At 35.5% G+C, this 13,707-nt stretch carries 15 protein-coding genes; 7 read left to right on the forward strand and 8 right to left on the reverse strand.

Translation table 11 applies throughout. The annotated features are described in order from the left end of the window. The 4 genes from secA to odhB form a co-directional block, all read right to left on the reverse strand. A complete protein-coding gene (gene secA / locus OPR26_RS04325; protein WP_265015565.1) occupies positions 1-2,661 on the reverse strand; it encodes a preprotein translocase subunit SecA in 2,661 nt (886 codons plus the stop codon). Between the two features lie 106 nt (positions 2,662-2,767). Further along, positions 2,768-3,067: a hypothetical protein gene (locus tag OPR26_RS04330; protein WP_265015566.1), complete on the reverse strand. Its 300-nt coding sequence runs from the start codon at positions 3,065-3,067 to the stop codon at positions 2,768-2,770. A 281-nt stretch (positions 3,068-3,348) separates the two neighbouring features. Further along, positions 3,349-3,699 carry a hypothetical protein gene (locus OPR26_RS04335; RefSeq protein WP_265015567.1) on the reverse strand — a complete coding sequence of 117 codons (351 nt, stop codon included), beginning with the start codon at positions 3,697-3,699 and terminating at the stop codon, positions 3,349-3,351. 145 nt (positions 3,700-3,844) lie between these two features. Further along, positions 3,845-5,017, reverse strand: a complete 1,173-nt coding sequence (gene odhB, locus OPR26_RS04340; protein WP_265015568.1) for a 2-oxoglutarate dehydrogenase complex dihydrolipoyllysine-residue succinyltransferase — start codon at positions 5,015-5,017, stop codon at positions 3,845-3,847. A 262-nt stretch (positions 5,018-5,279) separates the two neighbouring features. Here odhB and OPR26_RS04345 point away from each other — a divergent pair, with 262 nt between their 5' ends. Then, a complete protein-coding gene (locus tag OPR26_RS04345) occupies positions 5,280-5,987 on the forward strand; it encodes a pyridoxine 5'-phosphate synthase (RefSeq protein ID WP_265015569.1) in 708 nt (235 codons plus the stop codon). On the opposite strand, the gene OPR26_RS04350 is transcribed toward OPR26_RS04345, so the two are convergent. The 3 genes from OPR26_RS04350 to rplM form a co-directional block, all read right to left on the reverse strand. Continuing rightward, a complete protein-coding gene (locus tag OPR26_RS04350) occupies positions 5,980-6,291 on the reverse strand; it encodes an HU family DNA-binding protein (protein ID WP_265015570.1) in 312 nt (103 codons plus the stop codon). The genes OPR26_RS04345 and OPR26_RS04350 overlap by 8 nt on opposite strands. A 146-nt stretch (positions 6,292-6,437) precedes the next feature. Continuing rightward, positions 6,438-6,893 (reverse strand): 30S ribosomal protein S9, encoded by a 456-nt coding sequence (gene rpsI, locus OPR26_RS04355; protein WP_265015571.1) that lies wholly within the window; start codon positions 6,891-6,893, stop codon positions 6,438-6,440. Positions 6,894-6,903: 10 nt separating this feature from the next. Further along, entirely contained in the window at positions 6,904-7,362 is a 459-nt protein-coding gene (rplM, locus tag OPR26_RS04360) for a 50S ribosomal protein L13 (protein ID WP_265015572.1), read from the reverse strand. Positions 7,363-7,494: 132 nt separating this feature from the next. Here rplM and OPR26_RS04365 point away from each other — a divergent pair, with 132 nt between their 5' ends. From OPR26_RS04365 to OPR26_RS04390, 6 genes are all read left to right on the forward strand, one after another. Further along, positions 7,495-8,718 (forward strand): TolC family protein, encoded by a 1,224-nt coding sequence (locus OPR26_RS04365; protein ID WP_253302274.1) that lies wholly within the window; start codon positions 7,495-7,497, stop codon positions 8,716-8,718. Between the two features lie 19 nt (positions 8,719-8,737). After that, positions 8,738-9,313 (forward strand): DUF2497 domain-containing protein, encoded by a 576-nt coding sequence (locus OPR26_RS04370; RefSeq protein ID WP_265015573.1) that lies wholly within the window; start codon positions 8,738-8,740, stop codon positions 9,311-9,313. Positions 9,314-9,389: 76 nt separating this feature from the next. Then, positions 9,390-9,968: an RlmE family RNA methyltransferase gene (locus OPR26_RS04375; RefSeq protein ID WP_265015574.1), complete on the forward strand. Its 579-nt coding sequence runs from the start codon at positions 9,390-9,392 to the stop codon at positions 9,966-9,968. Positions 9,969-10,694: 726 nt separating this feature from the next. Then, positions 10,695-11,801, forward strand: coding sequence for an ankyrin repeat domain-containing protein (locus OPR26_RS04380; protein ID WP_265015575.1), 1,107 nt, complete (start codon positions 10,695-10,697; stop codon positions 11,799-11,801). A gap of 42 nt (positions 11,802-11,843) precedes the next feature. Further along, positions 11,844-12,209: a transposase gene (locus OPR26_RS04385; RefSeq protein WP_264731180.1), complete on the forward strand. Its 366-nt coding sequence runs from the start codon at positions 11,844-11,846 to the stop codon at positions 12,207-12,209. 20 nt (positions 12,210-12,229) lie between these two features. Further along, positions 12,230-12,616: a transposase gene (locus tag OPR26_RS04390; protein ID WP_265016251.1), complete on the forward strand. Its 387-nt coding sequence runs from the start codon at positions 12,230-12,232 to the stop codon at positions 12,614-12,616. 230 nt (positions 12,617-12,846) lie between these two features. Here the strand turns inward: OPR26_RS04390 and OPR26_RS04395 are convergent, their stop codons facing one another. After that, complete coding sequence (locus OPR26_RS04395) at positions 12,847-13,599, reverse strand: IS5 family transposase (protein WP_264702259.1); 753 nt, start codon at positions 13,597-13,599, stop codon at positions 12,847-12,849. Between the last annotated feature and the right edge of the window lie 108 nt (positions 13,600-13,707).

Below are 13,707 nucleotides of genomic sequence, written 5' to 3' on the forward strand. Positions count from 1 at the left end.
CTAATTCACCACAGTAACCGCGCCATGGCAGTGTTTGTATTTCTTTCCGGAGTTGCAAGGGCATTTGTCGTTTCTTGAGACTTTGGGAAGTCTGCTATTTCTCGCAGAATGTAATCTATTGCCTATCTCTTGGTTGTCTGCCAACTTAAAGTGTGCTAAGCGGTGAACAGTAAGTTCTTTCCACTTTTCAAGCATCGACTCAAACATTAAGAAAGCTTCGTGTTTAAATTCATTCAGTGGGTCTTTCTGCCCCATGGCACGTAAGCTTATGCTTTGTCTTAGGCTCTCTAGAACTGAAAGGTGTTCCCTCCATAAATGATCAAGTGTCATTATCATCATTTGCTTCACGATCGTATTCCACAAATCTGTAGTGTGCTGACTGTTGAAATATTTTTCTTTCTCAGTAAAAAATTCTTGTATCTTATCATTTATATAATCCAAAGCTTCTTGTTTGTTTAAAAACTTTGCTAAATCTTCTTTATCAAGCGTTATTCCATACCTTGTATGGAATTCTTTGACTATATCTTCAATATAATCCTCATAATAGCCACTTTGGATTATACCTTCTACTATGCTCTCATTTACTTCGCTATATACTTCAAGTAAATCATTAATTTCGTTGCCTAAGATATTGTTTCTCTGCTTAAAAATAACTTTACGTTGGTTGTTGATTACGTCATCAAACTTAAGCAAAGACTTCCGCACATCATAATTTCTAGCTTCAACTTTCTTCTGCGCCTTCTCAAGTGCCTTATTGATCCATGGATGATGAATAGCTTCGTTATTCTTTAACCCTACTTTTTGTAAAAAGCTTCTCATTCTATCAGAACCAAATATTCTCATTAGGTCATCTTCAAGCGATAAAAAGAACTTAGAAAGTCCAGGATCCCCCTGACGACCAGAACGGCCGCGTAATTGATCATCTATTCTCCTGCTTTCATGTCTTTCGGTTCCAACCACACATAAACCACCAGCTTTTATAGCAATTTCCTTATCTTTTTTTACTCTTTCAATTATTTCTTGATATTTTTTTTCTCTTTCATCAGCATTTTTTATCTTCTTTAGCTCCACCTTTGCGATCATTTCAGCATTTCCACCAAGTTGAATATCAGTTCCACGTCCTGCCATGTTAGTTGCTATAGTAATACTACCTGGCACTCCAGCTTGCGCTATTATGTACGCCTCTTGTTCATGATAACGAGCATTCAATACTGAATGCTTAAGAGAATGGCTTTGCAAAAGCGCAGAAAGCTTCTCAGAGTTTTCGATGCTCACCGTGCCAACAAGGACCGGTTGAAGGCGTTTGTAGCATTCTTCTATAAACTTCAACACAGCATTAAATTTTTCCTTTTCTGTACCGTAAATTTCATCATCAATATCAACTCTTTTTACAGGTACATTGGTTGGAATTTTTACTACATTTAATCTGTATATATCACGAAACTCTTCTGCCTCTGTTGCTGCTGTTCCGGTCATTCCGGAAAGTTTATTATACATACGAAAGTAATTCTGAAATGTGACCGATGCTAAAGTTTGGTTTTCATGCTGAATTTCAAGATTCTCCTTCGCTTCAAGTGCCTGATGAAGACCATCGGAATATCTCCTGCCCTCCATCATACGCCCAGTAAATTCATCAATAATCACTACCTTGCCATCCTTTACTATATAATCTTTATCAGCAGTAAACAGCTTATGTGCACGTAATGCTTGGTCTATATAATGAGTCATTATCATGCTGTCAGTATCATAGAGCGAGGAATTTTCAGGAATGAGATTGTATGACCTGAGTAGTCCTTCCACTCGTGAAATACCATCTTCAGTAAGGAACACTGCCCTACCCTTCTCATCCACCTCATAATCAGAGTCAACTAATTTAGTTACTATTTTGTTGATATGCTTATATATCTGATTGTTTTCCTCAATCTGGCCAGAAATAATCAGCGGAGTGCGAGCTTCATCAATGAGTATTGAGTCTACTTCATCAACTATTCCGTAGTGAAATCCTCTCTGAACCATGTCTTCTTGAGAAAATTTCATATTGTCTCGCAGGTAATCAAAGGCAAGCTCGTTATTTGTGGAATACACGATATCTGCACTGTAAGCCTCTTTTCTCTCTTCGTCTGTCAAGTTATTCGTGATAAACGCAACAGAAACCCCAAGAGAATTATATAATTTGCTCATCCACTCTGTGTCTCGTTTTGCAAGATAATCGTTAACAGTTACGACGTGCACGCCTTTCCCTTCTAAAGAATTAAGGTATGCAGCTAAAGTTGCAACGAGTGTCTTTCCCTCTCCTGTTTTCATTTCTGATATCATGCCACTGTGAAGCACCATTCCACCAATTAGCTGAACATCAAAATGTCTCATGTTAAGAAACCTTCGAGAGGCTTCACGCACAACTGCAAATGCAGGTACGAGAAGATCATTTAACGTTTTCCCATTTTTCAATTCTCGTTTGAATCCTTGAGTTTTACCAGCAAGCTCCTCATCAGATAAACTCTGCATTTCTGGCTCTAGTTCATTTATTTGCTGAACAATTTTCCTAAAGGATTTTATTATCTTCTTATTTGTGGAACCAAATATCTTTCTTATAAAAAAGAATGACAACGTAAAAATGAAAAATATAAGAATGGCTGTCAAAATTAGCGGAGAATCTAGCATAAACTTAAGTAACGTCTTATTTAATATGAGATTATATTACTAAATGCAGCCTACAGCAATGATATATAATAGCAAAGGAGTGCACAGAGCACTCCTTAGTGCTTAGTTAAATATGCTGCTCTGTCTTTTCTTGATTTTGTGTACTAACTCCGTTCATGTCAGTATTAGGTTCAGAAGCTTTCATTTCATTCAACTTATGAAACGAATCAAGAAATTTCACTCCTCCTATAGTTCCTAAACACAGTGCTATCAATGCTCCTGCAGTAGCTAATAAAGCCGGTATAGCAGGTGCATTGAGCGACACCTGCGGAATTAATATTGCATTAAGAGATATAAAAGGAAATACACCGTATTCAATTCCTAACCAAACAGTGCCAGCAGTAATACCTACTGCAGTAGCTATCATTGCAACACTAATAGCACACGATAAATGTAATTGTCTTTTCCGAATTGTATTTATTACTTCTTTACATTGCCCTTTATCAATTTTCTCAGTTAGTTTACCTAGCTCCTTTTCAGTAAATCTATATTTAAATGGACCAGATTTAAGAATTGAGCAAGCAATGTTAGGATGCTTGCTGAAAAGATAAATCCATTTATCAGTACGACGACTTTCAATATTTCCAACAATATCTCCTGCTGTATTATTTAAGATTAATCCCTCAATACCATTCCTCCGAGATTTTTCTAGGATACTCTTAATAGCCTGATCATTTTTTTTTCTATAGCATAATAAAAAGGTAAACCAGTATTGTGCTTTAACAAAGAAGTTAGTTGGTCAGTCGCTCTCAATCCAAGAACTTGTTCAAGAATACCATTTTCTTCAGCTATTTGTAGAATATCTTCAATAGCCTGATCATTGTGTTCACATATAGCATAAGTAAGTAACGTATAAGTTACTGGCACACACGTCTTACTATTTACTTCATGTGTATAATTTAAAAGAATGTCTTGTATTTCTTGTTTACTCCTATCTTTTAATATACTCGCAACACCTCTCTCATTATGTATTGCATTTATTAAGTTACTACCCAACATACCTATATCCTAATATTATTATATCATTATATACACTTTAGTAAAATTCGTCAACTTTTGAAACCTTCTCCTTGTTCAGTGATCCCAGTGTACACGACCTACTGATAGCCGCTCTACCAACTGAGCTATGGGATCATGTTTAAAATTATACTTCCAAAACTAATCTATTTGGATCTTCTATGTAATTTTTTACCTTAACAAGGAAAGTTACTGCTCCTTTGCCGTCAACTATTCTGTGGTCGTAAGAGAGGGCAATGTACATCATAGGTCTGATCTCAATTGAGTTGCCCACAGCAACTGGCCTGTTTTGTATTGAATGCATTCCAAGTATTCCAGATTGCGGAGGGTTTATTACCGGAGTGGAAAGAAGCGAACCGTATACTCCGCCGTTTGAGATGGTAAATGTTGCACCTTCCATTTCTGATACTTGTAATTTACCCTCGCGAGCTTTTTTGCCAAGAGCAACTAAAGTCAACTCAATTTCTGCAAATGACATCTGATCGGCACTCCGAATAACAGGTACAACAAGGCCTTTGTCAGTGCCAACAGCAACACCTATGTCATAGTAATGTTTATATATGATTTCATCGCCTGAGATTTCAGCGTTAATTTCAGGAATCTCTTTCAGTGCTTGCACCGCTGCCTTTATAAAAAACGACATAAAACCAAGTTTTATTCCATATTTTTTTTCAAAGGCGTCCTTATATTTCGCTCTTAGATCCATGACATTTTTCATGTCAATTTCATTGAACGTGGTCAGTATCGCAGCAGTATTTTGCGACGCTTTCAAACGAGCGGCAATTACTTGCCTTATTTTACTCATTTTTACTCGTTCCTCTCTTCGCTCTCCACTCACTACACTTTTTGGCAATTCGCATTGTTTTATTGCAGGCTGTTCTGCTTTGTTTATATGGCCTATCACATCTGCCTTTGTTATTCTGCCTCCCATGCCAGTTCCTTTGACACTTTCTGCGCTGATTGCATTTTCCTCCATAATCTTACGAGCTGATGGAGCATCTTTTTTAGCAGCACTTTCGCTTTTATCTTCTTTTTTCGCTTCCTCTTTTACTTCTCCCACAGAAAGCTTCGCTAACAATTGATCAGGACTTATCACATCATCTTCCTTTACAAGAAATTCAGTTATTTGCCCTGAAGCTTCTGCAGTTAATTCAAGTGCTGTTTTGTCAGTTTCAATTTCAAAAATCAGATCATCTACTTTTACTGCTTCGCCAATATTTTTCTTTATTTTTACTATACCTTCCGTAACTGACTCACCACCAAGAGTTTTTGGTGCTCTGATTTCTATAATTTTGCTCATAAAACAACTTCCGTATAAAACTTTCTATAGATTTATACATGAAAAGAGACATGTAATAAACTAATAAATTCATTGAGGCTCTTATCATTTAGAAGTGACAAATGGATAACATACTCCCAAATGTCATTTCAGCGCGTGACGCCAGGACATCTTGACACATTTCGCCAACCCCGTCTCTCGGCTATGGTATTGCTAATCAAACAATGACTATGCAAAAGACCTAATAACATGTATAATCCATAAATAATTTTTGAGGTAGATTGTGAAACTAGGTGTTAATATCGATCACGTTGCAACCCTCCGCAACGCACGCGGAACTTCCTACCCAGATCCATTGAAAGCAGCAGAAATAGTCATTGACGCTGGAGCAGACTTTATTACCGTACACTTACGAGAAGATAGAAGGCATATTAGAGATGAAGATGTATTTAACCTAAAAAAAAGCATTAACACTGAGCTAAATCTTGAAATTGCAGCCACGGAAGAAATGCTTGAAATAGCAAAAAAGGTAAAACCCTATTCGATTAGTATAGTACCAGAAACAAGAGAAGAATTAACAACCGAAGGTGGCTTGGATATCATTAATATGCACAGCAAACTTTCCAGTATAATAGAGGAAATGCATAGCTCTAGCATAAAAGTCTCACTGTTTATCGATCCAAATATTAATCAACTAAAATATCTTGAGAAGCTAGAGATAAAACCTGACATAATAGAAATTCACACAGGGGATTACTGTGATAATCCATCAGAAAAAAAGTTACAGTTAATTACTAATGCTGCAGAGTACGTCAATAAATTAGGAATAGAATGCCACGCAGGACATGGCATAACTTATAAACACGCTAAGAAGATGACAAGAATACCTCACATTTTAGCTCTTAACATAGGCCACTATTTAATTAGCGAAGCTGTATTTTACGGCTTACACAGCGTAGTAAAAACAATGAAAATGACAATGTCTAACTAACTGCTTCTTCTTCCTTCTCATTTAAAATACTTAAAAGAGTTTGGCTTGCTTTAAATTTTACCCTTGTCTTTTTAGGAACAGTCATAATCTCACCATTTTGGGGGTTACGACATTGTTTCTCCTGACTGATAGCAGTAGAAAATGTTCCTATTCCATGCAGACGTATTTCACCTTTCCCATGTAGCTCATTCTTTATTATTTTAATAAACGCATCATGAATCTTGCTCAAATCAGATTTTGTTATATCTATATTCTGACCAGAACAATCTTCTTTTAATTGTTTTATTATATCTTCTTTACTCATAAATTACCTTAATATTGAAAAAATCACACAAATAGCATATTATGTTGACACCGGTAGTCAACTAAATTCATCACAAAAATAAAGAATATAATACACCTTTGCAAATATTTGTATAATACTTACAAAAAAACACCACTATGAAATAACTATCTCTTAGAAAATTGACACTTTTTCCGAGCTTTATGTTGACCATATTTCTTACGTTCAACAACACGCGAATCTCTAGTTAAGAACTCACCATTACGTAATATAGAATGCAAATCTTGGCTTATGCTACTTAAAGCTCTGCTTATTCCATGAGCTAGAGCACCCGCTTGACCAGATAGCCCTCCACCTTTTACAGTTGCAAATACATCGTATTTATCCAATGTGGAAGTTGCAACAAATGGCATTTTTACTGTTTGGCACACTGACTCTCTTTTAAAATAAGAAATTAGATCGTCTTTTTTGTTAACACTAAATTTTCCACTTCCCGGCTTTATCCATACTCTTGCTACAGATTCTTTTCTTCGGCCTGTAGCATATAAACGACCAAGCGAATCAACTGCTGATTTAATTGTCTTTTCTGACCAATCATTGTTATTTATTGTAGAACTCTTCATTTTTACTCCATTACTTTTTATTTTTACGATTCAAAGAGGCAAAATCTATCTTTTCAGGTTGCTGCCCTTGATGCTTATGCTCTGAACCAGAATAAACATATAAATTTTCAAAGCGTCTACGTGCCATAGGCCCATCATCAAGCATCCTTTTCACTGCCATTTCTATTATACGCTCAGGAAATTTACCATTTAAAATATTATCTGGAGTAGTTTTCTTCAAACCACCAGAATAACCTGTATGCTTATAGTAAATTTTATCTTTAAGCTTCTTCCCGGTGAAATGCACCTTTTCTGCGTTGATAATAATTACATTATCGCCACAATCCATATGAGGTGTATACTCAGGTTTATGCTTTCCACGTAATAGTGTCGCTACAAATGCTGCAAGCCTTCCTACTACTAATCCTTCTGCATCTATGACAAACCACTTTTTGTCGATTTGTTTCTCTTTTAAGAAAAAAGTTTTCATTGTAATTTAACTAAACAATAGTAAGCTACTATATACTTAATTTCTCAATAGTGTCAACAATATTAGTTATTGATTATTAAAGTAATTTATGTTAGTAACTGAGCTGCACAACCAATATGCACAGGAAGTAGAATGTTTCGATTGATTATTACACTTGCGATCATTTTTGGTACTATAAGTTGCTATGCAACTGATGTTGGAGAAGTGATAAGCAAAGCCATCAAAAATAGCTCAAAAATAAAGTCTCAATTTTACCAATATAAAAGCGCAGAAAAACAGCTTAAGTCTTCTGGGTTAGCTGGATTTTTACCTGACATTAATTTGCAATACAATTTCAATAGTAACTTTAATCTTGATACATCTGAAAAAAAACTTACATTGCGCCAGAAATTAATCGATGGCGGTGGCACCTTTGCCACATTCAGTCGATCAAGTCATCTTCTCAAAGCAGAAAAAATGCGATTTCAGCAATTAAAACAAGAGGTTGCACTTAATGCTGTGAAAGCATATGTTGGTGTTTTACAAAAGACAGAAATATTAAAGCTCAGAGAACATAAAGAACGCGTTTCTTTGGAACATTTGTCAGCTATGAAAAAACGCTTTTCCCTTGGAGAGGTAACCAATGCTGAAGTTTCGCTAGCAAAAGCAAAATTTTCGTCTTCTATATCCGAAAGAGTTGATGCTGAAGGTAAATTAAAGTTGGCAAATATTGCTTATTATCATTTGATTGGCGAAGATGCTGATGACCTTTCTGAAGCTAATGATAAACTACCTTCTGTTCCAGAGCTAAATGAATGTTTACAGTTAGCAAAAACCAATAATTTATCTCTAAAGGCAGCAGTTTATCAAAAAAGAGCAGCCGGAATGGAAGTGATTGCTGAAAGCTCCAAGTGGCTTCCTTCTTTAAATCTGAGCGCAAGCAAAAATTTTGGGGAGGATGGTATAAAATTAGACAAGCTATTAGAAAACGTCAGTGTTGTTTTTACTCTTGATGTTCCAATCTTTAAAAGGGGAATTAATGCTTTTGGTGTCAGTAAAGCTAAAATGGATGCAAAAAAATCTACCTACGATTATTATGAAACGGTAAAAAATATAGAACAAGCAGTTGTAAATGCTTGGAATAATGTGCTGACAGCAAAGGCCATTATCAAAGCAAGTCAAGAAGCGGAAAAAGCAGCAGCTCTAGCATTAGAAGGAGTTGAGCAAGAGGTAAACTTAAATTTAAAGAGTACATCTGACCTTTTGGATACTGAAGATGCATTATTTAAAGCACGTTCAGACTTAGTTGAAGCAAAAAGCAATTATGTGATTAGTGTTTACAACTTGCTTTTTATGATAAATAGTATAAACCTCTAAATTTAATGGTATTAGCACTATGCATGATGAACAAGGCAATCAATCTGTAAAAGATATCCTAGAAGATATAAAAAAAGCTATATCGGGTAAAAACGCGAGTAACGATAAAGCAGAAATAAAGGATGAAAATGATGATGTACTATACCTTGAGGAAGAGTATCCAGAAGACATGGAAGAAGATGGCAAAAAAGAAAATGGTAAAGAAGAGGACATTGATAATGATGACCAAAGTGAGGAAATGGCTTGCAACAATAACCAATTTAATGGCCATAGCTACAATTCAGAAGAAAAAAAAGATATTTATTTGTACGATAATATCCAAATGAGTAATAACAAAGCGAGTAATAGCGGCTTACAAGCGCAAAATAACGATCATCTAATTTTAAAAGAGAATATGGAAGAGATCAAAGCGCTGCTTGGAAAAATGCAAAACGAATTGCAGCATAAACAACAAAAAAGAGCGAATCTTACTGTTGAAGAATTAGTTACATCTCTTTTAAAACCTCAGCTCTCAGAATGGCTGAATAAATATCTATATGCACTGGTAAAAGAAGTAGTTGAAAAAGAGCTCAAAGATATAATCAATAATAAGTAGGGTATTAGCAATAAAAACTAGAGTAAAGACGGCTAGAGGCAGAAAACTATCTTCAACAAGGTGGCTACATCGTCATTTGAATGATCAGTATGTGCGAAAAACTAGCAAGGATGGTTATAGGTCACGCTCAGCATATAAGCTGGTAGAAATGGATAATAAATTTAAATTATTCCAAGAAGGGCAAAAAATTATTGATCTTGGTGCTTCTCCTGGTGGATGGTCACAAGTTGCATCTCAGAAAGGTGCAAATGTAGTTGCTCTTGACATGAAACCAATGAACGCAATTAATGGAGTAGAGTTTATACAATGTGATATTATCAATGGGCTTGAAATTTTAAGAGAAAAATTCAAGGATCAAAAATTTGATGTAATTTTATCTGACATGGCCCCCGAATCTTGTGGTTTAAAATCGTTAGATCATATCAGAATTATGCTTTTATGTGAGGCAGCGCTCAATTTTGCAAAGCATTTCTTGAGCCATGGTGGCACGTTTGTAGTAAAAATTTTCCAAGGAGAATCTGATAAAGATTTTTGTAACGAGCTAAAAAAAATGTTTAAAACAGTAAAATACTTTAAACCAAAGTCAAGTAGATCTGAATCTACAGAAATGTATTTGGTAAGTTTAGGCTTTATTGGCAGCAGACTTTCTATATAATATTAATCCAGGTAGCCCGCAGAAGTGAAAAAGCTGCTTGACAAACTTCGCCAGCCCCCTTATCATGACAGTGAAGCTATTTATTTATCTTCGCAATCTGCAGATTAAAACGACAAAGGGAACTTTGTATTTGGCGTAAATCATGCTTAATTTTTTGCACTATGTGCACCTCATGTCTTTATAAAACTTTTAGGTTTCTACCTATACAAGCAGAAACGCGCTTATAAAGCGTTCAAGACATCAAAAGACGTCAAATAGAACAAGGGAGAATTTGAATACTGGCTACCCTAGGGTTTCTTTGCCTTTTTTTTCTGCCTAGTAAATTTCTTAAACATTTATAGCTAAGGTTAGTTGCATTTAAAAGCAGCTAAATTGCAGTGTTTAAGACTTAAAAAAACGCCAATACAGAAAATAGACAATGACCAGGGCTTCTTTTGCCTTTTTTTTCGTTTGGTAAATTTCTTAATGTTTATGGCTAAACGACAACCGTCATCCCGCTGCTTGTTAGCGGGATCTATGCTTTGAGATACCACGAATGAATCGCGGTATGACGGTTCGCGGTGGCATGATGTAGGACTGCTGTGACACCACTATAGAGTGAACCAGTGTCAGCTACTTGCATAGAAAATGTTTATGACTAATTTTTAGATCAAACATGGAATTTCGACAAACTTAACTTTTTTGTGAGACTGTTCAGCAATAATAAATAAATTAGGTGTAAAGGTTATGGCAATAGAAAAAGAAAAGTTTTTTGAAATAATACGCAATGTGAGTGAGAGTGAAGGTTTGAATAAGGATAATTTGCTTGAAAGGATAAGAAATGAGTTACGCAACAAAGATTATGCAGAATACGACAAGTTTAACCGTGGTTTTAGTAAGGAGCATCAATTCAGTATAAAAATTTCAGACAAAATAGAAGATTGGACATTATTGCATCTTGCTGTGGCATGTGACGATTTATTGACAGTAACACTTTTACTAGAAAAGAAAGTAAGTGTTAAAACTCGAGTCAAAGATGGATCTAATGATGGACCAACTGCTTTTGACATTGCTACTTCGAATAGTAATCAAGAGATAGTTCAGCTTTTACGAAAAGCAAATCCTCAATTAGAAAAGAATAAAGACAAAACTTCAAGAGATATCATAATAAAAACGAATAAAACTCCAGAAGGTTTAGTTGTGAACGGGAATAATGCAGCTGCTGCACCAGCAAATGTTATAAGTCCTTATTTGAAACAACACGATGCTACACGTAATGATAAACAGACTTCTGTTACGGGTGAAAGTAGTGACAGTACAGCAGATGAGCAACGCCAAAGTGTTAAGGATATGATAAAAAATTTTGAGTTACCGCAAAGAAGAAATACTACATGTAGTGGTAAACGGATTCGTACTGGTGGAAGTGATGGTGATGACAGCGGCCTAGAATTTGAAACTACATCTAATACCTCTTCCCATTCCGAAATGCACAATGCAACGGAAACTCCAGAAGAAGCAGAAAAGGTTGAAAAACTTAGAGTTAAGTTAAAAAAATCACGTGCTCAACTAAAGAATGAACAGGAAGAGGATAAATCACTAAAACAAAAGATGCAAGTTCTAGAAAGTGAAAACGCAACGCTTAAGGGTGAGTTAGAAAAAGCGCAAAAAGAACTAACAGAATTGAGAAGTTATTTCACTGTACATGGGGCTAGGCTGGACACACTGGAGAAACTCAATGAAGAGAATGAATCACTAGCACAAAAAATACAAGAGCTAGGAAATAAAAACACAAAGCTTAAGGATAAATTAGACAAAACAGAAAGTCAGTATTCTAAGAGCATGTCTTCAAACTGAGTAGAAAGAAGTTAAGAAGTATGGTATAAGGTACATTTTAAGATGTACCCAAGCGATATAAGTGACAAAGAATGGAAGACAATAGAGCCATATTTTGAACCTAAAAAGACCGGCAGACCAAGAAAACATAGTATTAGAACAATTATTAATGCAATCCGCTATATGATGAGAACAGGATGTCAATGGAGACAACTGCCTAAAGATTTTCCACCATGGAAAACCGTATATAGTTGTAATTCGCGCTTGAAAAAAAGTGGAATATGGCAAGAAATTCATGATTTTCTAGTTAAAAAAGTAAGAGAGATGATTGGTAAAAATAAGACTCCATCAGTAGGTATAATTGATAGCCAGTCAGTGAAAACTACTCAAAAAGGGGATCCAGAGGATATGATGCTGGCAAAAAAATAAAGGGCAGAAAACGCCATATTATTGTAGATACTGTGGGTCTTGTAATTGCTGCTGAAGTACAGAGTGCAAGTATTCAAGATCGTGATAGTGCTCTAAATCTTTTTGCCCAAGCTAAATGCAAAGTTCCAACTTTACGTAAGTTTTTTGCTGATCAAGGGTACATAGGTAAATTACAAAACAGATGCTTATTGGAAACGGGATGTTTATTAACGATTGCCAAGAAAATAGTTGATACAGGATTTCAAGTTATTCCCAAACGTTGGATTGTTGAAAGAACTTTTGCCTGGCTTTCCAATTTTAGGCGCATGAGTAAAGATTACGAGCATTCTCCTCTCACCTCAAAAAACTATATCTTCTTTAATATGATCACTATTATGCTTCACAAATTAGCTCATTCTTCAGTTTGAAGACATGCTCTAAAGCAGAAGCGTTGTTAGAAAAAACGTAAAAGAAACTAGAAGAATCAAAAAGTTGCATAGCTGAACATGAGACTAAGTTGAAACAATTCAATAAAGAGAATGAATCACTAACACAAAAAATAAAAAGTCTAGAAAGTGAAAACGCAACACTTAATGGTGAATTAGGCAAAACAAAAACTAAAACAAATGAAGTGTCGCTAGGCTCTGTGGACAAAATTTTAGAGAAGCCATACAAGAGCTCCAACAAAATTGAGAAAACCCATAAAAACCTCAGCAGTTTTATCAAATCTGGAAAAAATGCGCCTAAAATTTTTAATTTTACCAAAAAAACACTCAATCAAATGACGTTCTTTGTAGATATGCTCATCGTAATACCTTTGCACTTTTCGATTCCGTTTTGGCGGAATAACTACTGTACATCCCTTGTCTTCAAGACTTGTAACAAAGGCATTGCTATCGTAGCCCTTGTCAGCTACTACAGTAGAGTTATAGATACTTTCGGTCAACACTTGTGCCTGCGTAATTTCATTTCTTTGACCAGGAGTCAGAGTAAATTTAAGTGGATTTCCAAGTGCATCGACAAGCGCATGTATTTTAGTTGTAAAGCCACCTTTGCTCCTCCCTAAAGCTTCTTGATCCTTGGAGTTTTTTGTATATCCAGATGAACATGGATGGGCTCGGATGATCGTACCGTCGATTATAGCAACTTCTAAATCAGGCTCTTGTTTAGTATATTCAAGCAATTTTTTCCAGACATCTCTTTCACACCATCTTTTAAATCGCTTATGTATACTCCTGTAATTACCATAAGTTTTTGGTAAAAGTCTCCATTGGCAACCACTTCGCACTATGTACCACACTGCCTCTATGAATATTCTTAAACGTTTTTCATCTTTGCTGTGCATTCCTTTTACGCTTTTTATGAACTCTAAAATTTGTTTCCAATTTTCCTCTTTGATGTAATATTGCATATGGTAGTTTCTCCATTTTTTACCTATTAGGCTAAACTACCATCTTTTTCTCTCTTTTCATATTTTTTGTCCACAGAGCCTAGCCAAATTCCTGTGCTTTTTTGATTA

This window comes from Wolbachia endosymbiont (group A) of Anoplius nigerrimus (assembly GCF_947251795.1).
In the GTDB taxonomy this organism is placed as follows: domain Bacteria; phylum Pseudomonadota; class Alphaproteobacteria; order Rickettsiales; family Anaplasmataceae; genus Wolbachia.